At 61.1% G+C, this 24552-nt stretch carries 22 protein-coding genes; 18 read left to right on the top strand and 4 right to left on the bottom strand.

Annotated elements, in window-relative coordinates; all coding sequences use genetic code 11:
• Window positions 1–2 precede the first annotated feature (2 nt).
• Window positions 3–296, top strand: coding sequence for a Txe/YoeB family addiction module toxin (locus HMPREF1155_RS00445; RefSeq protein WP_009076397.1), 294 nt, complete (start codon window positions 3–5; stop codon window positions 294–296).
• 150 nt (window positions 297–446) lie between these two features.
• A complete protein-coding gene (locus HMPREF1155_RS00440) occupies window positions 447–1454 on the top strand; it encodes a DMT family transporter (protein WP_238319024.1) in 1008 nt (335 codons plus the stop codon).
• Window positions 1455–1670: 216 nt separating this feature from the next.
• Here the strand turns inward: HMPREF1155_RS00440 and HMPREF1155_RS00435 are convergent, their stop codons facing one another.
• Window positions 1671–3017 (bottom strand): replication-associated recombination protein A, encoded by a 1347-nt coding sequence (locus HMPREF1155_RS00435; protein WP_009076552.1) that lies wholly within the window; start codon window positions 3015–3017, stop codon window positions 1671–1673.
• Between the two features lie 574 nt (window positions 3018–3591).
• Between HMPREF1155_RS00435 and HMPREF1155_RS00430 the strand changes: the two genes are divergently transcribed.
• The 8 genes from HMPREF1155_RS00430 (at window position 3592) to HMPREF1155_RS00395 (ending at window position 13086) form a co-directional block, all read left to right on the top strand.
• Entirely contained in the window at window positions 3592–4041 is a 450-nt protein-coding gene (locus HMPREF1155_RS00430) for a hypothetical protein (RefSeq protein WP_009076260.1), read from the top strand.
• A gap of 267 nt (window positions 4042–4308) precedes the next feature.
• Window positions 4309–5337: an iron ABC transporter permease gene (locus HMPREF1155_RS00425; protein ID WP_009076292.1), complete on the top strand. Its 1029-nt coding sequence runs from the start codon at window positions 4309–4311 to the stop codon at window positions 5335–5337.
• Entirely contained in the window at window positions 5337–6134 is a 798-nt protein-coding gene (locus HMPREF1155_RS00420) for an ABC transporter ATP-binding protein (protein ID WP_009076164.1), read from the top strand. The genes HMPREF1155_RS00425 and HMPREF1155_RS00420 overlap by 1 nt, the downstream gene beginning before the upstream one ends.
• 116 nt (window positions 6135–6250) lie before the next feature.
• The gene (locus tag HMPREF1155_RS00415; protein ID WP_039993053.1) at window positions 6251–7402 is read left to right on the top strand and encodes an ABC transporter substrate-binding protein; all 1152 of its coding nucleotides are present in this window, start codon (window positions 6251–6253) and stop codon (window positions 7400–7402) included.
• A 157-nt stretch (window positions 7403–7559) separates the two neighbouring features.
• On the top strand, window positions 7560–9056 hold the full coding sequence (locus HMPREF1155_RS00410; RefSeq protein ID WP_009076294.1) for a nitrogenase component 1: 1497 nt from the start codon (window positions 7560–7562) through the stop codon (window positions 9054–9056).
• Entirely contained in the window at window positions 9049–10608 is a 1560-nt protein-coding gene (locus HMPREF1155_RS00405; protein ID WP_009076011.1) for a nitrogenase component 1, read from the top strand. The genes HMPREF1155_RS00410 and HMPREF1155_RS00405 overlap by 8 nt, the downstream gene beginning before the upstream one ends.
• A 186-nt stretch (window positions 10609–10794) precedes the next feature.
• Complete coding sequence (locus tag HMPREF1155_RS00400) at window positions 10795–11610, top strand: P-loop NTPase (protein WP_009076505.1); 816 nt, start codon at window positions 10795–10797, stop codon at window positions 11608–11610.
• A gap of 114 nt (window positions 11611–11724) precedes the next feature.
• Window positions 11725–13086 carry a hypothetical protein gene (locus HMPREF1155_RS00395; protein ID WP_009076528.1) on the top strand — a complete coding sequence of 454 codons (1362 nt, stop codon included), beginning with the start codon at window positions 11725–11727 and terminating at the stop codon, window positions 13084–13086.
• Window positions 13087–13123: 37 nt separating this feature from the next.
• On the opposite strand, the gene HMPREF1155_RS00390 is transcribed toward HMPREF1155_RS00395, so the two are convergent.
• Together HMPREF1155_RS00390 and HMPREF1155_RS00385 are read right to left on the bottom strand one after the other, a co-directional pair.
• A complete protein-coding gene (locus HMPREF1155_RS00390) occupies window positions 13124–14086 on the bottom strand; it encodes a DUF5692 family protein (RefSeq protein WP_009076394.1) in 963 nt (320 codons plus the stop codon).
• A gap of 150 nt (window positions 14087–14236) precedes the next feature.
• Window positions 14237–15199, bottom strand: coding sequence for a hypothetical protein (locus tag HMPREF1155_RS00385; protein ID WP_009076290.1), 963 nt, complete (start codon window positions 15197–15199; stop codon window positions 14237–14239).
• A 247-nt stretch (window positions 15200–15446) separates the two neighbouring features.
• Between HMPREF1155_RS00385 and HMPREF1155_RS00380 the strand changes: the two genes are divergently transcribed.
• The 7 genes from HMPREF1155_RS00380 (at window position 15447) to modD (ending at window position 20771) form a co-directional block, all read left to right on the top strand.
• The gene (locus HMPREF1155_RS00380; protein ID WP_009076096.1) at window positions 15447–16145 is read left to right on the top strand and encodes a TetR/AcrR family transcriptional regulator; all 699 of its coding nucleotides are present in this window, start codon (window positions 15447–15449) and stop codon (window positions 16143–16145) included.
• A gap of 192 nt (window positions 16146–16337) precedes the next feature.
• Window positions 16338–16637 (top strand): hypothetical protein, encoded by a 300-nt coding sequence (locus tag HMPREF1155_RS00375; protein ID WP_238319021.1) that lies wholly within the window; start codon window positions 16338–16340, stop codon window positions 16635–16637.
• A complete protein-coding gene (locus tag HMPREF1155_RS00370) occupies window positions 16618–17256 on the top strand; it encodes a GSU2403 family nucleotidyltransferase fold protein (protein ID WP_009076187.1) in 639 nt (212 codons plus the stop codon). Before HMPREF1155_RS00375 ends, HMPREF1155_RS00370 begins: the two co-directional genes overlap by 20 nt.
• A 231-nt stretch (window positions 17257–17487) precedes the next feature.
• Window positions 17488–18333, top strand: a complete 846-nt coding sequence (gene modA / locus HMPREF1155_RS00365; RefSeq protein ID WP_009076615.1) for a molybdate ABC transporter substrate-binding protein — start codon at window positions 17488–17490, stop codon at window positions 18331–18333.
• A gap of 21 nt (window positions 18334–18354) precedes the next feature.
• Window positions 18355–19182: an ABC transporter permease gene (locus HMPREF1155_RS00360; protein WP_009076209.1), complete on the top strand. Its 828-nt coding sequence runs from the start codon at window positions 18355–18357 to the stop codon at window positions 19180–19182.
• Window positions 19182–19898 (top strand): ABC transporter ATP-binding protein, encoded by a 717-nt coding sequence (locus HMPREF1155_RS00355; protein WP_009076488.1) that lies wholly within the window; start codon window positions 19182–19184, stop codon window positions 19896–19898. The genes HMPREF1155_RS00360 and HMPREF1155_RS00355 overlap by 1 nt, the downstream gene beginning before the upstream one ends.
• A 12-nt stretch (window positions 19899–19910) precedes the next feature.
• Window positions 19911–20771, top strand: coding sequence for a ModD protein (gene modD, locus HMPREF1155_RS00350; RefSeq protein WP_009076352.1), 861 nt, complete (start codon window positions 19911–19913; stop codon window positions 20769–20771).
• A 273-nt stretch (window positions 20772–21044) separates the two neighbouring features.
• Here modD and HMPREF1155_RS00345 read toward each other — a convergent pair whose 3' ends face one another.
• A complete protein-coding gene (locus tag HMPREF1155_RS00345) occupies window positions 21045–22853 on the bottom strand; it encodes a flavocytochrome c (protein WP_009076065.1) in 1809 nt (602 codons plus the stop codon).
• A gap of 211 nt (window positions 22854–23064) precedes the next feature.
• On the opposite strand from HMPREF1155_RS00345, the gene HMPREF1155_RS00340 reads away from it, so the two are divergent.
• Window positions 23065–24507 carry a helix-turn-helix transcriptional regulator gene (locus HMPREF1155_RS00340; protein ID WP_009075958.1) on the top strand — a complete coding sequence of 481 codons (1443 nt, stop codon included), beginning with the start codon at window positions 23065–23067 and terminating at the stop codon, window positions 24505–24507.
• The last annotated feature ends 45 nt before the right edge of the window (window positions 24508–24552 follow it).

The following is a 24552-nucleotide window of genomic DNA, read 5'->3' as shown; positions in this document are numbered from 1 at the left end:
CGATGTATCTGGTCAAGTTCGCCAGGCAGGCCGCGAAGGACGCCAGGAGACTGAAGTCTGCAGGGCTGGACAAGAAGGCGAAAGTGCTGGTGGCCGTGGTGTCGAAAGATCCCTTCGGCTATCCGCCCGCCTTCGAGCCGCTGGTTGGCAGCCTGCAGGGTATGTATTCGAGGCGCATCAATCGTCAGCATCGCTTCGTTTATGAGGTCATCGAGGGAGAGCTCGAAGAAGGCGGTGTTGCATACGAGGGAATCGTGAGGGTCCTCAGCATGTGGACGCATTACGAATCCTTCTAGCAGATATGCATCCGGACGGGGTGCAAGGGATATCTTGTCGATACCTGTCTCGCGGCGCAGGACAGATTCTCGTCGGCAGTTGATCATTTCCGGATCATGCGCACGGCGGCGCGCGCGGATAGAAGCATCGGTCGCTCTATAATGCCTTTCATGAAAAAACGGACGATAGGCATAGCATCAACGCTCGTAGGGGCGGCGCTCTGGGGATTCTCGGGCACATGCTCGCAGTTCCTGCTGGAGAGCTATGCCATATCGAGCTTGTTCATCACGATGGTTCGCATGTTGGGCGCGGGTGTTCTGTTCCTGGCGGTTATCGCGGTTCGTTATCGTGCGCAGGCGCGGGGGATGCTGGCCGACCGCCATGCGCGACGGCGCCTTCTGCTCTTCGGCATCGCGGGCCTATATCTTTGCCAGCTCACCTACGTGATCGCCATCGGATATACGAATGCAGGCACGGCGACGGTCATGCAGAGCCTCAATATCGTCATGATCATGATCGCGAGCTGCATGCTTGCGAGGCGCCTTCCTCGAAGGCCCGAGGTGGCAGGGCTTGTGCTGGCGATCGTCGCGACCGCAGTCATCGCCACGCAGGGCGACCTTGGGACGCTGTCGCTTTCAGGTGCGGCGTTGTTCTGGGGTTTCGCCACTGCGGCGACGGCCGCTGCATATTCTATGCTGTCGACGCCTTTGAGCTGTAGGTGGGGAAGCTTCGTCACGACGGGGTTGGGCATGTTCGCGGGCGGCGTCGCCGGCGCTGCGGTGTGGATAGCGGCCTTCTTCGTCCCTGGGATCGATACCGTCGCAAGCGCGGGCAACGCCATGGGAACCGCGCTCATCTCGCAGCTCGACGTTGCAGGCGTCGCGGTACTTGCGGTCATCGTCGTCGTCGGAACCTTCGCGGCGTTCTTCCTGTACCTGCACGGTATAGCTCTGGTGGGAGCGGTGCAGGGAAGCCAGCTGGGAGCCATCGAGCCCGTAAGCGCCACTGTGTGCTCGGCCGTGCTCGTGGGAACGTCGTTTTCGTCGTGGGATTGGATCGGCCTTGCGCTTATGGTAGGCACTATCCTGCTCGTGGCGGCGGGGAAGGGCGACGTGTCTAAGATCGATGCGCCCGAGCCCGCTATCTCTGCGGGAGAATACGGGTCCGACGAAGCATAGCGGGATTGCCGGGCTGGCTGCGTGCGATCACTCACCTTCATCGTTCCAGTCGGAAGACGGCATTGCGACGCCCTCGGCATTCAACTCAGCATGGTAGGCCTTGGCAGAGAGCGCTTCATACGAAGGTTTTCCACGTGCAGGTCGAACGGCGGTTAACTGCAACATAATAGATGCTTTCGGCATCGGTAAGATACCGAAAGCATTTCCTTGCGCGCTTTATTCCTCCGACGCATGCCCACGCCATGCCTTCACCTGTTCGAGACGTTCCTTGAGCCAGGATTCCCGTCCCTCTTCGGTAGGTTGGTAGTATGTGCGGCCCGCAAGCGAATCGGGCAGGCATCGCATGCCGGCGGCCACCTTGTGCTCTTCATGATGGGCAAGCTTGTACCCCTTGCCGTAGCCGAGGTCTTTCATAAGGCGCGTCGGCGCGTTGCGGATGACGAGCGGGACCGGCTCGGCCATGGTGGTCAGAGCATCCTTTTTGGCATGCTCGTAGGCGATATAGCTGCTGTTTGATTTTGGCGCGAGGGACAGGTAGATGACGGCTTCCGACAGATGCACGCTGCATTCGGGCATGCCTATGAAGTGGCAGGCGTGGAAAGCGTTCACGGCGACGTTGAGGGCGTTCGTGTCGGCGAGCCCGATGTCTTCCGCGGCGAAGCGCGTGATGCGTCGCGCGATGTAGAGCGGGTCTTCGCCGCTTTCGAGCATGCGCGCAAGCCAGTAGACGGCGGCATCCGGGTCGGAATTCCGCATGGATTTGTGCAGCGCCGAGATAATGTTGTAGTGCTCGTCGCCATCCTTGTCATAAAGAAGCCGTCTGTTCGACGTGCATTGCGCAACGGTATCGGACGTGACCGCGATGATGCCGTCCTGCTCGTCGCCGTTGAGGGTCGCCATTTCCAGCGTGGACAGCGCGCTGCGGGCATCGCCGTTGGAGAAGAGGGCGATTGCGTGCAGCAGGTCGTCTTCGATGCGCACATCGGCGTCGCCGAATCCACGCTCATCGGAAAGTGCCCGCTCGAGAAGCTTGACGACATCGTTTTCAGTGAGCGCCTTGAGCACGAACACCTTGCAGCGCGACAGGAGCGCTCCGTTCACCTCGAACGAAGGGTTTTCCGTCGTGGCGCCGATGAGCGTTATGGCGCCCTTTTCCACGAAGGGGAGGAAGGCGTCCTGCTGGGCCTTGTTGAAGCGATGGATCTCATCCACGAAGACGATCGTACGCCTTCCCAGGCCGCGATGCGCGTCCGCTTCCTGCATGATTGTGCGTATTTCTTTAATGCCGCTGGTCACGGCTGAAAAATCTATGAACCGGGCTTCGGTCTGATCTGCGACGACTCGGGCGATCGTGGTTTTGCCGACACCGGGAGGCCCCCAGAAGATCATGGAGGATACCTGGTCGGATTCGATGATGCGCCTCAGCACCTTGCCAGGGCCGATCAGATGCTGCTGTCCGACGACCTCATCGAGCGAGCGCGGGCGCAGTCGTGCGGCGAGCGGGCGTGTCGCATCGACCTGTGCGTCGAAAAGGGAGTCCTGTTCGGCGGGAGAGGGTTTCATGGCATTTCCTTAATACGAACGAATGTACGTATTATAGCATGCCGTGGAATGCAGGACGTTCGAGGGCCGGTCAACGTTCCTTTGACTTCTGGCCTATATGTCGCCGGCGTCGATCAGGGAAGCTCGTATTGCGTTCCGTATTATTCCAATCCCGGCTCGTCGGTCGGCTTGGCTGTCGGTTCAGGCGTGTATGTCGCGAAGGAGATTCTCGGGAACTAATCGGGCGGATCGTGGCGGCTTCGGCTGTGTAGCGAATGCTGCGTATGTGCAATGAAGGGAACGGCTGTCGTCTGTGCGCTGCGCATACGACGGCCGTTCGTCTTTGAACGAACCGATCGGTCGCGATTCGGTTGGTTCAGAGTCATCGGCCTCATGCTGTTCTCATGCCCTTGGACGGTCTTTGCAGGATCTCTCGTCTCCAGTCGCAGGATCGTCGCGTTGCCATTCGGGCGTACTGGCGATCCTGCTTCCCGATTAACCGGCGAGCGGCTGGAGAAAGTGCTCAAGAAGGCGTATGTTCGATGTGAGGGATGCAAAGGAGTTTTGACCGAGGGTTCCGAAGGGAGAGACGATCATGAGCAGTCCTATCGACTATTGGAACGAGAGCACGAACGCCGCGAAGGGCAAACCCTCCAAGCTGGCATTGATTGCGTCGTATCTGGTCATCTGGATCGCAGCGATCGTCGTGTTCTGGGCCTTCGCCATAACGTACGCCGAAGGCGCTATGGGGTACTCGCTCGTGTTCTTCTGGATCATCCTCCCGGCGACCACCTTGGTCGTCTCGTTCCTGATCGGCAGGAACGACTATTGGGGAAGAGGGAAATGGGTTTTCAGCATCGGATTCGGCGTCATGTACATGCTCGCGGAGTACGCCACGTTCAGCATGGCGAACAATCTCGCGTTCGGCAAGGTGAACATGCCGGAGGCTTCCATGGTGCCTGCGGGTGCCGCGATCTCTCTGGTCGGCATGGCGCTCGGGTATCTGGTCTTCGCTATCAGAAGGAGGAGCCAACGCCGATCATGAGCATGGTCGGAGGATATCTTTAAGCTACGTTCAAGCGAGTCGATCGCTCCGGGCATCCGTCTTGCGCGCGAACAGATGATCGGCTGCGACAGCCTTATGGTGAAGCATGCGCTGATCGAATTCGGCTCACTCTCCACCCGTTTTCCTGCACGTCCTATGCATCGCATCATCGACCATGCTATATTTGCGTGAACATACTATTCTCAATAAAGGATAGTAACCAATGGACGGCAGATGGGACGTATCACCCGCGCAACGAGGTGCGTAGTGAAGAAGAGAAGCCGACTTGTCTATGGGAGCACGCTTGTCGTGCTGTCTGCCATCCTCGTCGCCGTTGCGCTGTACTCGTTCACGCTCGGCCATTACGACATGACGGTCGGCGAGGTCCTCCAGGTGACGTCGAATCAGCTCTTCGGCACCTCCTACGACGTGGCACCGGCCATCGTCACGGTCATCACACAGGTCCGGTTTCCCCGCATCATCGGCGCCATCGTCATCGGGGCCGCGCTCTCGTTGGCGGGCGCGAGCTTTCAAGGGCTGTTCAAGAACCCGATGGTCTCGCCCGATCTGCTCGGCGCGTCGGCCGGCGCCGGGTGCGGCGCATGCTACGCGCTTCTGCTCGGCCTCAACGCGTTCTTCGTGCAGGCCTCGGCCTTCGCCGTCGGCATCGTCGCGGTCATGCTCACCTACGCGGTGGGCAAGACGGTCAGTCGCGGCAACGACATGACGCTCAGCCTCGTTCTTTCCGGCATGGTGGTCTCGGCTTTGTTCCAGGCGTTCATATCCATCACGAAATATGTCGCGGATCCCGACGATACCCTGCCTTCGATCACCTATTGGCTGATGGGCGGGCTTTCGGGCACCAAACCCGACGACCTGCCCATGCTGGTCGTTCCCTTCCTGATCGGCGTCGTTCCCATGTTGCTGCTTCGCTATCAGGTCAACGTCCTCTCGTTCGGCGACGAGGAAGCTCGGGCGCTCGGCGTGAATACGGCGTTCATCAGAGCGTTGTTCATCGGTTGCGCGACGTTGATCACGGCCGCCTCCGTCGCTGCGGCGGGGATGGTCGGCTGGGTGGGCCTTGTCATCCCGCATCTTTCCCGCATGATCGTCGGGCCCAACTACCGGCAGCTGCTCCCGGCGTCCCTGCTGATCGGTGCGATTTTCCTGCTCGTGATCGACGATGTATGCCGCTGCCTGCTTTCCCTGGAAATTCCCCTTTCGGTCGCGACCGCGATCATCGGCGCCCCGTTCTTCATCTATCTGCTGATCAAGGGAAAAAGGACGTGGGCCTGATGGAGCTCGAGGTTCGCAATCTGTCGGTAGGTTACGCTCGAGAGCCTATCCTCGAAGGCATCTCGTTTTCCGTGTCCGGGGGAGAAACGCTCTGTCTGCTCGGCCCGAACGGCGTCGGCAAGACCACGCTCTTTCGCGGCATGCTGGGATTTCTCAAGCCGCTCGCCGGGTCGATCTCGATAGACGGCCGCGATATGGGTGCCATGACGGTGCGCGAGATCGCGCGGCAGGTAGGATACGTTCCTCAAAGCCACACTCCGCCGTTCGCCTATTCGGTGATCGATGTCGTGACTATGGGGCGCGTGGCCCGCATAGGCGCCATGGCCTCGCCGTCCGCAACGGACACGGCATATGCCCGCTCGTGTCTCGAGCATCTCGGAATAGATTTCTTAGCCGACAAGCTCTACACCCGGATTTCCGGAGGCGAACGGCAAATGGTGCTGATCGCCCGCGCCCTCGCGCAGCAGCCGAGCATCCTGATCATGGACGAACCCACGGCAAGCCTCGATTACGGGAACCAGGTGAAGGTTCTCAGGCAGATCTCCCGTCTTACCGACGAAGGCCTTGCCGTCGTCATGACGTCGCATTTTCCCGACCATGCCTTTCTCGCGTCGAGCAAAGTAGGGCTGATCACCCGCAAGAACGTGACGTTCGGCGCGCCCGACGACGTGGTGACCGAGCGATCGCTGCGCGAAACGTACGGCGTGGATGTGCGGATCATCGAAGAAAACCTCGACGACATCGGTCTTCTGAAAAGCTGCGTGCCCGTCGTCCGTTACCGGAACGATCCGGCTTGAACGGACGATCGCGTTCATTAAGGGATATCGGCCGAAACGGCGGCCTGTCCGAAGGCGCTTCGGGAGAGGAGCGAAAGGAAGGGAAAGGAAGGGAAAGGAAGGGAAAGGAAAGGACGATGAAGAGAAAAGGATTGACAGCGGCGGTTCTCGCGCTCATGTTGGCGCTCGGCATGCTGACGGGATGTGCGAACTCCGCTGCAAGCGATTCAGATCAGGCGCCTAGCGGGCAGCAAGGCGCATCGACCGCGCACGCGACGGAGCGCACCATCACGGACATGGCGGGACGCGAAGTCACCATTCCGACCGAAGTCAAGGGCGTGTACTGCGCGGTGCCGACAGGGGAGGCGACAGTCGCAACCCTTGCTCCGGACAAGCTGATCGGCTGGGTGAACGAGCCGTCCGAGGAGGCTCTGCGATACCTTCCGGAGAACTTCGCCAAGCTGCCCGTGGTCGGCGGCTGGATGGGCCAGAACGTGACCGCCAACATCGAAGACATCATTGCTCTTGATCCCGATGTGATCATCTACATGGGATCCGGCAAGTCCATCGGTTCGGACACCAGCATTCCCGACGATATCCAGACGCAGACCGGCATTCCTGTCGTGGTCGTCTCCAGCGACCTCGCCGATACGGCGACCGTGTATCGTCAGCTGGGCGATTGGCTTGACGAGGTCGACCGCGGCGAACAGCTGGCATCCTACTACGAGAAGCATTTCGCCGACATCACCTCCAAGCTCGACGCCGTTCCCGCATCCGAGCATCCGACGGTCTATTATGCCGAGAACACGGACGGTCTGGCCACCGACCCCGAAGGTTCGAGTCATACCGAGGTGCTTTCCTACGTGCACGTCATCAATGTCGCCGATGTCGAGATGAAGAAAGGCCAGGGTCGCACCGAAGTATCCATCGAGCAGGTCATCGAGTGGAATCCTCAGATCATCCTGTGCCATTCGGGGTTCGTCCTTGCCGACGATATCGTGTCGAACCCGCAATGGGCAGACATTCAGGCGGTGCAGAACGGGCGCGTCTACAATACGCCGGCGCAGCCTTTCAACTGGTTCGACCGCCCGCCGAATGCGATGCGCCTTCTGGGCATCGAATGGTTCGCCAAGGTGTGCTATCCGGACATCGATGTGGACGTCGACCAAGAGATCTCCGATTTCTTCAAGCTGTTCTACAACGTCGATCTGACCGACGAGCAGCTTGCGGAGCTTACGCAGCAGGAGACGATAAGCTTCACGGGCGCGAAGGCCTCTGCCTCTCGCTAGCTCGATCGCTCGGAGTCTGGGCGGATTGATCGGTTGCGGCCTGCCCGCCACCGTCATCGGTTCTCCCGCTGAAACGATCGGCACCGCCGCGCGCCTTTCGGATATGCGCGGCGGTGCAGGTTCCCATCGACGAAACCCCTGACGAAGGAGGGGGCAGATGATCGATGCTCGAAACGGTCCGAGCGATGGGGCATCGGCCGTCGAACGAAGGCTCATGCCGATTCCCGGCGTGTTCTACGGAGGCGGATGCTGCTACATGGCATGCCGCGGGCTTATGCTCGGCGGAATCAGCGATGTCCTGCTCATCTCGCATGGACCGGTAGGCTGCGCCTATTACGCGGGCATCAGCGGTTACGAAGGTCCCGGTCCGGGCGCAGGTGCGAACGCGAAGGAAGGCGCCGATGCGACGGCGGCATCCGTCGAGGTTCCCGCGTTCGCGGCGCGCACATTCGTCACCTGCATGGATGAGTCGGACATCGTGTTCGGAGGGGAAGAGAAGCTCGCGAACGCCATCGACGAGGCAGCGGCCCGCTACCATCCGGAAGCGATAGCGGTGTGCGCCACCTGTCCGGTCGGCATCATCGGCGACGATATCGAGCAAGTGGCGCGTGATGCCGCCATCCGCCATGGAATCGACGTGCTCGCGCTGTCATGCGAGGGATTCAAACGCGAGCCCGGCTGGCTTATAGGGGGAAGGCGCATATTCGAGGAATGGGTGGGGCGGGAAACGCGCCCGCGCGGACCCTATCCCATCCATTACATGAGCGAATCGGCCCGTTTCGGGAACGGCGTCGCTTCCTCCCTGCTCGAGCAGGTCGGTTACGATGTCGTATGTTCGCTGATGGGCACCACCACCTATGAGGACATCCGTGCAAGCCAGGATGCGCGCCTTATCGTGCTGGATTCGGGCAAGGCGATAGACGCCGTTCCTCAGATGTATGGCGAACGGTATGGAACGGGATTCATGCGCGTGTCGTTCACGGGCCTCGGCAACATCGCGAGATCGCTTCGCGCCATGGCGCGCTCTTTCGGGTCGGAGGAGCTTGATCTCAAGACCGAGCAGGTCATCGCGGCGTCGATGGAGCGCATCGCGCCTGCGCTCGAGAGGGCGCGGGAACGCTACGCCGGACGCATCGCGGTCATATTCGAAGATATCTTCCGGAGCGATGCCTTCGCCACCATGGCTCTTGAACTGGGTATGGATGTGATCATGATCGCTCCTGATTATGCTGCGCAGCACTATACGGACCAAGGATTCTGCATGAACGTCCCCGTCGCGTTGGCCGGAAGGATCGCCTGTTCGGGGTTTCCATCGGGCGAACGCAGAGCGTCGCTTCCGGGCTGCGAGCATGCGTTGCGTCCGGTATCTGCGCGAGATGCGGACTGGGTGCGCGCGACGTTTTCCTCGCGCGAAGTGACCGATACGCTTTCGATATTGAATCCTGATATATGCTTCGCCGGCGTAGAACAGCGGTTCGGCAGGATCCGTACGCCCATGCGCTCCGAGAAGTTCCTTTCCGACGAGCGCGGCACGGACTACGGAGGGTTCGAAGGGTTCATGAGCTTCGCCCGCGATCTGGCGATAGCATCCGAATTGGGGCATTGGCTGGATACGGAACCCTCATGGCTGACGGAGGGCAGGCAAGATGGATGATCCGGCGCGCAGGACAAGCGATGAATGCACGTTCGGCGATAGGCCCGATCGTCGCGATTTGACCATAGACCCCTTGAATCCTTGCATGTCGCTCGGCGCGATGTACGCGGCTTTCGGCATCCATCGAGCGATGCCGCTGTCGCACGGCGCATCAGGATGCGCGCGTTTTCAGCGAATGGAGATCGCGCGGCATTTTCAGCGCGTGCTGCACGTCCCGTCCACGATGCTCGACGATCGGGCGGCGATGTACGGGGGAGAAGACGACGTCCGCGAGGCGGTCGCGAACGTCTTCCGGCTGTACGACCCTGAAACCATCGTGCTGTTCACCACATGCCTTTCTGAAACGATCGGCGACGACATGCAGGGCATCGTCGACAGGCTGGATGTTCCTGAGGGGAAGCATGTGGTTTGGGTTTCGACGCCGAGCTACACCGGTTCGCATCTTGCAGGGTACGGCGCGTGCGTCGCGGCGATGATCGGTCAGTTGGCGCGTTCCTTGCGCCAGGAAGCGCCGCTAGTGCGGCTCGATGCCCATCCTGCGCGGTCGGATGCATGGCCTTCGCAGTCCGAGGTGCATTCCCCATGTTCGGAAACGTGGTCCGATCGGGGCGATGCCGACAGCGGAGGCGTGAATGCGTGCGGGCTGCATGGCGACAGGGCGCTCCTGGTGCCCGGGTGGTGCGATCCGGCGGACGTCGAAGCCATCGAGGAGCTGGTCGCTCCGTTCTTCACAGATACGCTTGTGTTGCCTGATATACGCGACGTGTATGACGTGCGACCCTCGGATGCGGCCGATGTCTACCCTCCGGGAGGGACGCCGCTGCGCAGGATCGAAGAAGTCGCATCGTGCGGATTCGGGTTGTTCGTCGGCATCGAGGCGACCGAAGCGGCGGCGCGTGCCTTCGAAGAAGCGTCGCCGCTTGCCCGTATCGTGCGATCCGCGCTTCCCATAGGCGTCACGGCCTCTGACGCGATCGTGAAGGCGGCCCATGAGATATCGGGACGCGTGGTGCCGGGCCGTATCGCCGAGCAGCGTCGCCGGGCGGTCGAAGCCCTGATGTCGCAGGCCGATCTGCTCTATGGCAAGCGTGCCATGGTGATATGCGATGCTGACGCGGCATGCGGCTTGGCGGGGCTCTTGGTGGATGCGGGAATGGTGCCCGCTTGCGTCGTGGCGGGCGATACCGCCTCCGATTTCGAGGAACGTCTGCAGGGGTGCATCGCCTCTGCGTCGGAGGAGCGAAGCGCCGCAAACGCCTTGCCATGCGCAGTGCTTGCTTCTTCCGATCGGCTCGATGCGGAGGAGTGGCTGGCGGCGCATCCCGTGGATATCATCCTGGGCGACAGCAGGAACAAGCGTTTGGCGGCGCGCGCGGGCGTTCCTTTGGTGAGGGTGGGGTTTCCCAATACGGATCGGCCGCTTTCTTTCATCGATTCGTACATGGGGTATCGTGGGACGATTCGTCTGCTGCGCGACATCGCCGGTGCGCTCATCGAAGCGGAAGAAGCTTCGCTCGAACCGCATGAGCTCCCGATTGCACGCTATTTCTAAGAGAGAGACGTTATGGATAACGCGAACGGGCGGTCCGGCTCCAACTTGCGCCGAGAAATTGACGTGCTACAGGAAATCAACCTGCATCAGGGCAGTGGCCCGCGACCGATATCCGACCCGCGTCAGGATATCGGTTTTCGACGGGGGACCTACCCCCATCAGGGTCGAGTCACCGCACTGCGCCAGGTGGCGTTCTATGGGAAGGGCGGGATCGGCAAATCGACCGTAAGCCAGAACATGGCGGCCGCCCTGGCGTCCGCCGGTCGAAAGGTGATGGTGGTCGGGTGCGATCCGAAAGCCGACTGCACGTCGATGCTTACCGGGGAGTTCTTGAACGATACGGTGCTTGATCAGGTGCGCGCGCTTTCTCGAGGATCCCGTCTCGAAGAAGGCGTCGACGACGTGGTGAAGATGGGATTCGCGGGCATAGCATGCATAGAGGCCGGTGGCCCCGAGCCGGGCGTGGGGTGCGCGGGTCGCGGGATAATCGCGGCGATCGACCTCATCAAACGCAAAGGCTTGATCGACGACTCGCTTGACTTCGTCTTCTACGATGTTCTCGGCGATGTCGTGTGCGGTGGGTTCGCGATGCCGATCCGTCAGGGGTTCGCCCGCGAGATATATCTCGTGACCAGCGGCGAGATGATGTCGCTGTATGCGGCGAACAATATCTGCAAGGGCGTGCGCCGCTACGCCTCGTCGGGGCAGGCGCGCATCGGGGGGATCATCTGCAACTGCCGCAATGTCGAGCGTGAGGTGGATTTGGTGAGCGGGTTCGCCAAGGCGATCGGGTGTCCTGTGCTCGGTGTCGTGCCGCGAGACGCGCTTGTGCAAAAAGCGGAGGCCCATCAGAAGACGGTCGTGGAGCATGCTCCGGAAAGCAGTCAGGCGCAGGCGTATCGGACGCTCGTGCAGGCGCTCGAGGATAACGAGATGTTCGTCGTGCCCGACCCGCTGTCGCGCGAGGCGCTTCGCGACCTGGTGCTTCGATACGGTGATTAGCCCGGTGCGGCGGAGTATCTTCGGTCGGCCTAGATGCTTCATCGTTCAGACGCTTTTCAGCTTGATCGGCTATCGTCTCCGGTATCAGGCGGAAACGCGAACGGGGGCACGACCATGAAGAAACATCTTATAGAAATCGCAGGCCTTATGGCTGCGCTGGCGTTCTCGCTCGTCGGCTGCGCAGGTGAGACGGACGCGCAGGGCGAACGCGCCGGCGCCGATGCCGCGGCCGGCACGCAGGCCGGCACGTCGGCCGAGGCCGCGACGACGGCCGCCGCAGCGCTCGACCTTTCGTCGCAAAGGTTCGCCGACGCGGATATCTCCACGCAGAGCTCTTACGAGGATTCCACCGACGGCGGACATGCCATAACCGCTGATGGCGAATCCGCAGGCTATTCGAACGCCTCGGTCGGGAAGACCGGCGATTCCGACGGCGACGAGGCCGACTTCTACGGCGAGAATGCCGCCGTCTTCGCCACGAACGGCGCGACGCTCGACTTGAGCGACCTCATCGCGACCACCGACGGCACGCATGCGAACGGCGTGTTCTCGTACGGCGACGGCACGACGGTAAACGTCTCGCATTCGATCATCCGCACCGCCGGGAACTGCTCAGGCGGCCTTATGACCACCGGCGGCGGCATCATGAACGCGACCGACGTGACCGCCGAGACGCAGGGGAATTCGTCCGCCGCGATCCGCTCCGACCGCGGCGGTGGCGACGTCAACGTGACCGGCGGATACTACACCACTGCAGGCACCGGTTCCCCCGCGATCTATTCTACGGCCGACATCTCGGTGCAGGGCGCCTATCTGCAGTCGAGCGCTTCCCAGGGCGTGGTGGTGGAAGGCAAGAACTCCGTCGCTCTCACCGATTGCCAGCTCATCGCATCGAACACCACGAAGAACAGCGATAAGTCCGATTATTATCAAGCGGTCATGATCTATCAGTCCATGTCGGGCGATGCGGATTCGGGAACCTCGTCGTTCTCGATGGACGGCGGCACGCTCACGAACGAGAACGGCGACGTCTTCTTCGTCAACAACACGTTGTGCCGGATCGATCTCACGGATGCCGCGATCACGAACGACGATGCGTCCGGGGTCTTCCTGCGCGCGGCGGCGGCCGGCTGGGGCACGCAGGGCAGCAACGGCGGGAACGTCACGCTGAACGCGTCGAGCCAGGCCATCGACGGGGATATGCTCGTCGACGACGTCTCGGCGCTCAACCTGTACCTGCAGGACGGATCCTCGTTCTCCGGGGCCGTCAACCCTTCGGGCCAGGAAGGCGACGTGTACGTCGAGCTCGACGCGAACAGCACGTGGACGCTTACCGGCGACTCCTACGTCACGAGCCTTACCTGCGTGCCGGGCAGCATCGATCTGAACGGCCATACGCTCTATGTGAATGGCGTTGCATACGACGGCGCAAGCGCGAGCGCGGGGGAGGCTGTCGACATGTCGGCGAGCGCGTGAGGAAGCGCTTGAATTCGCTTGGAAGAGGTCCGTCCCGTCAGCGGTTCTCGTCCGCTACGCGCCGATAGACCTTCGTATCGGCATAGATCTGGTCCTTCAGCGGGTTCAGCTTCCGTGCGCGCACGCGATGGAGCTGGTAGGCCGCCACAGCCGCGTTCGATGCTAGGGCGACGAGGCTCACGATGAAGAATGCCGTGGGGTTGTGGGTCGTCGGGATGGGCGCCAGCACGTCGGCGAACTGGGGCACGGTCATGACGAACATGATCCAGAGCGCCAGCGTCTGGGCGCGGTGCTGCAGCCATGCGCCGCGCTTGATGAAGAACGTGGGGATGGTGCATGCGAGCAGCAGCGCCAAACCGCAATAGGCCGAATGGTCGGAGATGCAGTTGTAGGTGTAGGCGAAGTTCCAAAGGTCGTAGGCGATGATCCATGCCCAGATCATATCGGGCCAGATCATATCCTTAGAACGATCCTTCGAGATGAAGATGCCGAACCACCCGCAGATCGTCACGATGTTCAGGATGCCGGCGATGCCGTTCATGATGTTCCACGGCCCCGAGATGGTCCACAGGTTCTCGACCAGGCCGCCTTCCCAAAGGCCGAATCCGTACACCTGGAAATCCCTGATCACCGCCTCGGCGATGTTGAGGGCAAGGATGAACGGCGGGAAGCAGAGCGCCCATCTCTTTTCGTACAGATGGTGCGTCGCACCGTCCGCGCCTTGCCACTTCACGAAGCGCAGGGCCATGAAACCGAGGCAGCCGGCAAGGGCGGAGTAGGTCTTGACCCAGTTGAACCAGGTGCCGGTGCCGTATTCGTTGCCGGGGGCGGCGGTTTGGGGCCAGACGAACAGGGTGAGCACGATCGGGACGACGGCGAACAGGGCCAGTCCGCACCAGGGCTTCACGCGGCCGAGTTCGTTGAAGGCCATCAGCGCGAAAAGCACGAACACCCATATCGCCCAATAGATCGGGTCGGCTGCTTGATAGAGGATTCCCATCGTTGCTCCTCGAATGCTTCTTCTGCCACGTTTCTTGAGACGTGGCATCCACCGCTTCCAACGCAGCGGCCGCGCTCTTCGCCTCCGACGGCGAATGGGAATAGGGGACGCGTAAGGGTCGATGGTCTTGTCGGCGCAAAGGCCGATGTCTTACCGGGATGCCTTCGATGCCGCGCCGGCTTGGACGCCCGCGGCCGCGGCCTGCGCGGGCGCGGATGCCGTGGGATCCACCGGATCGCCGTAGTCGTCGATGAGGCCCTTCTCGCGTCCGATGAGGTATGCCTCGCGGGCTTTGCGGCGGCGGAAGGAGATATCGGCCTTGCCCGCATGGAGCTGGTAGCAGTACCAGAACACGAACGGCAGGCCGATGATGCCGTTGAACATACCCCACCAATACATCACGTCGGGATTGAACCAGGCGGCGCTGTTCATGATGGTGGGGAAGAGCAGCGGGAAGCAGCTGCGCAGCAGCAGGTGGATGCCGAGCGTGTAGATACGTCCTGTGATGTAGAGCTCAGGCTGGCGTTTGATCAGGGGGTACAGCTCGGCCGCCGCAAGAATGCAGCACGTGCTGGCGAAGAACTCGTGGCCTTCGGCGTAGACGAAGCAGGCGTTCCACGTGGTGTAGAGGAAGTTCCACATGGGAACCGTATAGGCGATGATCTCGCCGTAATGGGCGGTGTCGTATTTCCAGTATTTGTCGCCGAAAGGCATGGTGATGCAGAGGATGAGGCCTGCCAGGCCGTTCATGTAGTTGCCCATTTCCACGTCGCGCAGCGTGGCTTCGGCGATGTTGCAGAACACGATGCCGTAGAGCGTCCATCGAACCCAGCGCTTGCGCATGAGCCGCCAGAACGGCGTGTCCTTCTGCTCCACGGCGGCGAAGCGCCCGATGCCTGCATAGATGAGCGGAAGGATGACTGAAAGGTTCTTCGCCCAGCGGAACCAGTCGTCGGAAGGTATGTTCATGATCCAGAAGGGGACCGTGGCGAGCGAAACCACCCAGAACCACATGGACGTGCGGTAATGGCGGCGCATGAACTCCGTGAAGAGCATGAGGAGCGTGGTGTAGACCGCCATGGATACGGGAGTGACCCAAACGGGAACCGTCATGCCATACCTCCTTGATGAGACATTTTCCCAAGTCAGGATGGTGAAATTACCCGGAGTGTAGCATCATGGAATATAATATGATTTCACAAAAGACTCTTGTATGTGCAATACCATCGAAGAGCTTCCGGATCACGCGTAGAAGAAGGCGCTCGAACCTGCAGGCTATTGGGTCTTGCGGAAGATCTCCAGGTCGCGGTAGAGAAGCACTCTCACGTGGACGAAGACGTATGAAAGAGAAGGGACGGTCATGGCGACGATACGGCGCTATGGAGAGCGAACGCCGCAGGAGGCTGCCGCACATGTACGCAGGCATCGGGAGAATCTTGCCGAAACGCGGCGTCTTCAAGGCACGCCCGGCGTGATCGCAGCGACTGCCCGGGCGCTCTTCGAGCGCGACGGCGTTCGGAAGACCACGGTGACGGCCATCGCGCGTGAGGCGAACGTGACCCGCGAGCTTGCGTACTACCACTTCGGCAATAAGAACGGGATCATCGAGGCGGTGCTCGACGATTATGCGGAAGACCTGGTGGAAAGCGTTATCGCATGGAATGAATCACGCGCGTTCGGCGATACGGCCGGCTCTTTGCGCACCTGCGTCCATACGTTCCGCTATGCCCTCTACGATGCGGACGGGGAACCGCGACCGATGATTTCCGTGCTCGAAGAGCTCGGGGTGCGCGATGCGTTCGACGTGCGTGCGACGGTGGAGACGGTGGACTGCCTGAACGATCATATCGTTGCGGAGTACGCGGCGTATCATCAGATCGAGATACACCTGGTATACGAGATGTTCTGCTTGGTGATATTCGGCCTGGTGGGGCTCGTGAAGGTGAAGCCGACCATCTGCGACGAAGACCTCATGAAAGTGGTCGAGCAGGCCCTGCGTCTGGATATGGAGCCCGTGGCGCCGAGGGATCGGGAGACGAACAGGCGGTTGGAATTGTAGGGCAGGCGTCTCGCTTCGACGTGTCTGGCTGCTCGCATGGCCTTGCCGGTTTCGCGTGGCGCGACGTCCCATCTTTTATTCCATGCGACGGCTCGGATATCTGGACTTCATTTCAGAATTACCCTACATTTAAATATAATTATATCAATGTAGGGTAAAGGAGGAGCAATGTCGATATTAGAGGAAGTGCTCATGGAGGAATACGATCGTTCCCTGCGCATATCCCGCGCCATGGAGGCGGAAAATGACTCGCTTCCCCGCGGCAGCGTGCGTAAACGCATGATCGGCGGCCGCCCTTACTATTATTTGCAGTACCGCGATGGAGTCCATGTGAAAAGCGAATACGTGAAGGCGGTGGATGTCGACTCCGTTGCTCAAGGCATAGCTCGACGCAAAGAGAACGAAGCGGCCTTGAAGGAACAGGCAAAGAGTCGTCGCCAAATAGTGAAAGCATTAGGAAGGGGGTATGTCGATGAGCATTCAAGAGCATGAGTTCGCTCGATTCATTAAGCTTCTGGATGCCACGGGCTGTCTCAAGCATGTCATCTTGGTCGGCTCATGGGCAGAGTACTTATTTCGCAAGCTTGGCATACTGGAAGGATTCGAGCCGAACATCAGAACCTTGGACGTTGATTTCTTGGTACGTAATGCGCGAAAGCCTGCAGAGCCCATACATCTTGCTTCAGCTGCACGAAATGCAGGGTATATTGTCGAATCGGACAGATTGACCGGCACCACCAAGATAATGGACCGTTCAGGTTTGGAGATGGAGTTTCTTATCGGCAAGATGGGGGCCGGTGCGGAATCCTCCCTGGAGACCAATATCGGCGTTTCGGCCCAAAGTCTTTGGCATATGGATATTCTCTCTCGAAACACTGTCGAGGTCAGCTATCTGGGCATGACCTTGCTCGTGCCATCGCCGGAGGCCTATGCGGTGCATAAGATGGTTATCAACAAGGAACGCAAAGGCAAGCAGGAAAAGGACGCTGAAGCAGCGAGGATCATTTGGCCCCATCTCAATAAGGATGAAATCGATCGAATCAGGCGCTCACTTACGAAGAAAGAAGACGCCGCAGTATGTGTTTTCATGAAAGAGGTCTTAGGGTTTTAGGGTGCGTTCACGCTCTCGGAACTCCTTCTCACTTCTTCGAGCCTAAATTCATACCCTATCCCTTGGTTGAAATATTCTGAAATAGGAATATATAATTCGTTTCTATGCGTGCCGCATGTGCGGAAACGAGCGCATGGACGGCGTCGGCTATGTGTCGGAGGGGCACATGGCAGGGAGGCGCGCGGCCGATCGCCGTGCGTTCGAACTGCGCAAATCAAGGAAGGAACTACATTGAACACGAATGCAAGCAACCTGTCCCGTCGCAACTTCTTGAAGCTTTCCGGCGTTTTCGGAGCATCGGCTGCTCTCTTCGCCGTCACGGGGTGCGGACGTGACGGCGGATCTGCATCGAGCGATGCCGCATCGGACTCATCCGCTTCGGATGCGGAAATGAAAACAGCTGCCGATCTGTCCGGCAAGACGCTCAATATCTATTGCGGCGCCGGCATGACCGAACCGTTCAAGAAGATCGCCCAAGACTTCCAGGACGAAACAGGCTGCACGATGAACGTGACCTATGCGAATGCGGCCCAGATCCAGACCCAGATCAATGAGTCGGAATCGGGTGATCTGTGGATCGCCGGCTCGGGCGAGGAAGCCAAGCGCGTGGCCGACGCGACGACGAAATCCACTGATCTGGTGAAGCATATTCCCGTGCTCGTCGTCCCCTCGTCCAACCCCAAGGACGTCCATGCGCTCGCCGATCTTGGAAACGTCGACAGCCTTCTGATCGGCGATCCTGAATCCGTGGCGATCGGCAAGGTCGCGAAGAAGGCCCTGAGCGATGCCGGACTATGGGATTCTTTGCAAGACAAGATCACCACGACCACCACGGCTCCTCAGATCGCCACCGCGCTTGCATCCGATCAGGGCGACGCGGGCATCGTGTGGAAAGAGAACATGGTCGATGGCGTCGTGTCCGTCGCGGATGACGAGATGAGCGCATACACTAAGACCATTCTGGCCGTCGAGCTTTCCTATACGCAGGACCAGGAAACGCTCGATGCGTTCATGAGCTATTTGGGCAGCGACGCGGCCAAGGCCGTCTGGACGGCAGCCGGCTACGAAATCGCATAGCGCGCGCCGCCGCTTCGCACCATGAAGGGCGTATCGAAACCCACGCGTCGGTCGCGCGAGGTCTTCTCGCTGGTATGCGGCGCCGCCGCATTGGTCGTGCTGCTCTTCGTGGGTGCGACGGTGGCGACGATCGCCGTGAGCGGCATCACGCACTTCCACGAGGCCGTATCCTCCGACGAAGTGATGTTCTCGCTGCGCATGAGCGTCGTGACGTCGACGATATCCACGACGATATGCCTTCTGCTCGCACTGCCCGCAGGCTATGCCCTCACGCACGTGCGCTTTCCTGGGCGACGTGCGATGGAGGTGCTGATGGAGCTCACCCTGTCGCTGCCTTATATCGTGCTGGGCTTCGCCTTGCTGGTGATGTTCTCTTCGCCTGCGGGCAAGGCGCTTGCGCATGCAGGGTTTTCCGTGGTGTTCCAACCTGCGGGCATCGTGTTCGCGCAGATGATCGTGAACCTGCCGTTTTCCCTGCGCATGGTGCGCACGGCAATGGCCGATGTGAATCCGCGCATGGAATTCGTCGCACGCACGCTGGGTGCGTCTCCGTTCGATACGTTCAGAACCATCACGCTGCCCTTGTGCCGCAATGCCGTCATCTCGGCATTCGTTCTTACCTGGGCGCGTGGCATGGGCGAGTTCGGTGCGACGCTGATGCTCGTAGGCGTCACGCGCATGCGCACCGAAACGCTTCCTGGGTCGATCTATCTGAGCATTTCCACCGGCAATACCGACACGGCCATGGCGACGGCGATGATCATGCTCCTTGTGAGTGCGGCGACCCTCGTGCTTGCCAATGTTTTGAACGGGCCGTCGCATGCGACGCGAGTGGGAGGCGATGCCTGATGGGCATGCGCGTGGACGTCGAGGATCTCGTGGTTCGTCGCGGTACGTTCGCCTTGCGCGTGCCGCATCTTGCGATAGAGGCAGGCGAGGCGTTCGCCGTGCTGGGCGCGACCGGTTCGGGCAAGACCGTGCTCATGGAAACGATCGCCGGCGCATTCGAGGACTATAAGGGTCGCGTGCTGTTGGACGGATGTGACGCACGCGATATCGCGGTCCAAGACCGGGGCATCGGCATCCTCTATCAGGACTACGTCCTTTTCCCCCACATGACGGTGGGCGATAACGTCGCATACGGGCTGAGATGTGCGCACGTAGGCGCGGACGAGGAACGACGTCGCGTCGGGGATATGCTCGAAGCATTCGGCATCGGGGGCCTGGCGGATAAGATGCCCGGCGTGATCAGCGGCGGCGAATCGCAGCGCGCCGCGCTTGCACGCGCGCTCGTGCTAAGGCCCCGTCTTCTTATTCTGGACGAGCCGTTCTCGGCGCTCGATCCCACGACGAAGGCGCGCATGCACGATCTGCTGCGCATGGTGCATCGGGATTTCGATTGCACGATCGTGTTCGTCACGCATGATTTCAACGAAGCGCAGCAGCTTGCGGATCGCGTGGGCATCGTGCTTGATGGCGGACTTAAGGCGGTCGTTGCGGCGGACGATCTGTTCGATGCGGCGCATGATGACGACGTATCGTCGTTTTTGGGAATGGACGGCTGAAGGAGGACGGCAATGCTTGTGATGGCCGATGCGCGCATCGACGCGCTTATCGCCGAAGACGTGCCTTATATCGATCTTACGACCGAGCTTCTGGGCATCGGGAAGAACCGGGGCCGCATGACCTACGTGACGCGCGAGGATTGCATTGTCGCCGGCACCGATGTGAATCGCAGGATCGCCCAGCGGCTGGGCCTTTCCGTCGAACAGGCGGTATGCGATGGCGCCCGTGCGTGCGCGGGAAGCGCGCTTATGGTCGTGAGCGGCCGTGCATCTTCGCTCCATGCGATGTGGAAGGTGGGGCAGAACGTCTACGACCACCTGTCGGCGGTGGCCACCAAGACGCGCGCCATGGTCGATGCCGCGCATGCGGCGAATCCGGCGTGCGAGATCCTGACCACGCGCAAGAGCCAGCCTGGCGCGAAGGATCTGCTCACGCTTGCCGTCATGGCGGGCGGAGCATGGCCGCATCGATTGGGCGTTTCCGAAACGGTGCTCATCTTCGCGCAGCACAGGGAGTTTCTCGGAGGATTCGAAGGGCTGCGTGCCGCGCTGCCCGCGATGCGCGCGAAGTGCGTGGAGAAGAAGATCTTCGTGGAAGCGTCGCCCGATGAGGCGCGCGTGCTCGTGCGCGGTGTCAGAGGCATGCCTCTGATAGACGGGGTCCAGCTCGACAAGGTCGAGGTTGCCGAGACGAGCGAATTGGTGCGCGAGCTGCGTGCGATCGATCCTCGTCTCACGATCATCGCTGCGGGCGGCATTGATGAGACGAATGCCGCCGCCTATGCGGCGACCGGCGTTGATGGGCTCGCCACGACGGCTCCGTTCAACGCGAAGCCGATCGATGTGGGCGTGCGCATGGAGCGTCTTGCGTAGCCGATCGGATGGCGGTGCCCGTCATCGAGTTCATCGTCCAGGTGAGCGCATTCGTCAGCACCGTGGCCTGGTTGATGAACGGAGGCGTGCGCAGGGCGCTTCGAACATATCTCCGAGCAGGAGGAGGGGATCCTGCTCGGAGGAGGACGTGCGGATCATGACGCGCTTGAACGCGTGCGTTCTAGAGAGGCCCGCACGTAAGGAGGCATGCGAACCATCCAGTCGGATCGTCCGTCATCCGACGAAGCGAGCCGTCCGGTCCGGCGGATCCGTCTACCCGACGAAGTTGGCCGCCTGATCGCCGGCGATACGGCCGAAGGTGTAGATGTCGGCCATGGAGCACGACCCGAGGCGGTTCGTGCCCATCTTGTGGCCGGCCACCTCGCCGGCGGCGTACAGGCCGGGGATCGCTGTGCCCGATTCGTCCAGGACCTCGGCATTCGTCGTGATGTGCAGGCCGCCCATCGTGTAGTGGACGGCGGGCTTGTAGGAGTTGAGGTAGTACGGGCCGGCATCGATGGTGAAGAGGTCGGCGCGATAGTTGAAGTCGGCGTCCTTGCCGTCCTTCGCGAATTGGTTCCAGCGCTCGACCGTCTTCTTCAGCTCGTCCGCGTCGATCTCGAAGTGGGCCGCCGCTTCCTCGAGCGTATCGGCTTTCACGATGATGCCGCGCTTCTCCAGGTTGTCGTATTCATCGGCATGCTGCTTGAGCAGGCCGGTCTCGTCGGCCGCAGCCTGGTTCCACAGCATGTAGCCCATGCCGCCGGTCTGGCTCTTGATGGCGTTCGAAAGCACGTCGCGACGGTCGAGCTCCTCGACGAAGCGGTCGCCTTCCTTGTTGACCATGATGGCGCGGCTTTCAAGGCGCATGTCATCGACGTAGAGCAGCGCACCGGTTTCGGGGTCGCAGGTGGGGTAGGTCTGGATGTACTGCATGTCGATGAGCTCGGCGCCTATGGCGGATGCCATGGTCAGGCCGTCGCCCTGCGCGCCGACCGAGTCGGTGGACAGGATCTTGTCGTCCATGTCGGCGTTGTACTTCACGCGCATGTCGACGTTCGAGCCGAATCCGCCGCAGGCGAGCACGACGGCCTTCGCCTTGAATTCATGGGCGTCGCCCGACAGCTGGCTTTCGGCCTTCACGCCGGCGACGGCGCCTGAAGCGTCTTTGACGAGCTCGGTTGCGCGCATGTTCTTCACGATGGTGAGGTTCTCGATTTCGCCGGCGCGCTTGGTGAGCTTCACGATCATCTCGGAGCCGGTATGGCCCTGGGGGATGATGGAGCGCATGACCGAATGGCCGCCGAAGAAGAGCAGGTCGTGTTCCCAGGAGACGCCGCCTTCGAAGGTGAGCCACTGGCTTGAGTCGAGCGTGCCTTCGGCGATGACCTTGACGAGCTCGGGGTCGCCCACGTTGTCGCCGCCCTTGAGCATGTCCTCGGCGAGCGTTTCGGGCGAGTCCTCGACGCCTTGCTTGAGCTGGATCCAGTTGCCGGGCACGGCCATCTCGCCGCCGGACAGGGAGGTATCGCCGCCCAGGATGCCGAGCTTCTCGAGCAGGACGACCTTCTTGCCGGCATTGGCGGCGGTGATCGCGGCTGCGAATCCGGCTCCGCCGCCGCCGACGACCACGACGTCGGCTTCGGTCGGGATATCTTCCGCATCGGACATGCCCGCATGGGCACGCGTCTTCCATTCGCTCACATCGGCGCCCGCCTGCGTGAGGGCGTCGCCCACGGCGTTTATGAACGCTCCGCTCGAGAGGGTCGCGCCCGAGACGCCGTCGACGTTCAGCGTCTGGTTGTCGACGATGAGCTTCGAGATCTCTTCCATGGCGACGTCGCCCATGCCTTGGGTCTCGCGTGCGTCGAGCACGTTGATGCGTTCGATCGCGCCATCCTTCACGGCCACCTCGACGTTGAAGGTTCCGTGCTTGCCGACGCCTGAACCGACCCATGCGCCGTCGGCCATGGCTCCTGCGGCCTTCGACCCGCCGGCGCCGCATCCTGAAAGCGCGAGCGCGCCGCCGATGGCGGCTGCTCCGCTGGTTGCAAGAAACGACCTTCTCGACATCCTCTTCATGGGAGACCCCTCTCTCTAGACCGTCGGGCATCGGTTGCCGCGCCTCCCTGCGCGGTGCGCCCGTTGCCATGGAATTTAGCGCGGAAGGACGGCGTGGCCAATTATCCGTGCCGGTTAAATCGATAACCCGAAAATAACCCGACCAGGTGAAAGGCTATTTCGGCGTTCTGGGCCACGGGTGGGCTATGATGGCGTGCGGGAGGAGGGTCCATTGGAATCCATACGTGCTCGCGCGCGCGTGTCGGTACGCCGCTGGAAGGACGTGTCGAAGCGCATAACTGCGATACCGTTCGTGTTCTTCGGCGTCGGCATCTACCGCGCATGGCTGTCCATATTCTTTCGGTTCGATGCGTTCCCGACGGTGGGTCCGTTCGACTATTTCATGTTCGAAGGCGCGATCGGCGTGATTTCGCTGGTCCTCGCATTCGCCGCGACGCGCATCACGCCGCTCTGGTCGAACGGCCGTGCCCGTGCGCTCACGGCTCTGTTCATGTCGGGAGGGTCGGCGCTCGTCATCGTATCCTGCTTCATCTGGCCGCTCGCGGCGCTCAAGGTGGCGGGTCTCGTGCTTGCGGGATGCGGGCTCGGCTCGCTCATCCTTATGTGGGCGGAATTCTACGGGATGCTCAATCCCATGCGCGTCGCCGTGTATCATGCGATGGCCATCTTCGCGGGAGAGTGCATCAAGTGGCTCTTCATGGGGCTTTCGGCGCCATACCTGGCGTTCTTCGCGCTCGTCTTGCCGCTGGTATCCTTGTCCCAGGTGCGCGCGAGCATGAACCATCTGCCTGCCCACGACCTGCCGCGCGCCACGAGCAAGGATGCGACGCGCGTCTTTCCCTGGAAGCCGATCCTGCTGATGTCGGCCTGCACGTTCGCCGGCGGCTTCGGCACGCTGCCCGCGCTCACGCTCAACGTCGGCAACGTGGCCGGCGCGCTCGCCGTCACGGCGCTGGTGTTCCTCGGTGCGCTGTCCACGGCGAAGTGGTTCAACTTCGATACGGTCTATCAGCTCGCTTTTCCGTTCTTCATCGTGGGGTTCCTGCTCGTGTCGTCGTCGTTTTCCCTGTCGGGGGAACTTACGGCGTTCTGTTATGACGCCGGATACACGATGCTTTCCATGTTCATCATGCTCATCATGAGCAACATCACGTATCGCTTCGGCATCAGCGCGGTTTGGATAAACGGGATCGAGCGGGGGATACGCTATCTGGTCGAGCTCGTCGGCTGGGCGGCGGGCGCCTGGATGGCGACGTCGCTCGATACCGGCGCATACGCGACGGCGTATATCGCGTTGACGATCGTGCTCATGGTCGTGTTCGTGGCGGTATTCGTCTCCGAGCGCAATCTATCGTCGAAGTGGGGCATCCGCATGGAAGATCTGTCGTCGGATGAGGATGCGGGCGCCGGGCGTCTTGCCATGCGCGTGTCCGATCTGTCGAAGCTGCACGGCCTTACGCCGCGCGAAGAAGAGGTGCTGCAGCTTATGGCGCGCGAGAAATCGATGGAAGATATGGAACGCGAGCTCTTCGTCGCGCAGGGGACCATCAAGGCGCACGTCAACCATATCTATCGAAAGTTCGACGTGCACAGCCGCCGCGAGCTGCTGGACGCGCTGCATGCGCAGGGATCCGAGGAGCATCCAGGGGAGTAGCGGGGAATCGGCCGGAACACGCACGGTCTCCGGCGGCGATCGGGC

The organism is Slackia sp. CM382 (genome assembly GCF_000293015.1).
Classification (GTDB): domain Bacteria; phylum Actinomycetota; class Coriobacteriia; order Coriobacteriales; family Eggerthellaceae; genus Slackia; species Slackia exigua.
This window is presented reverse-complemented; position numbering and strand designations above follow the sequence as displayed.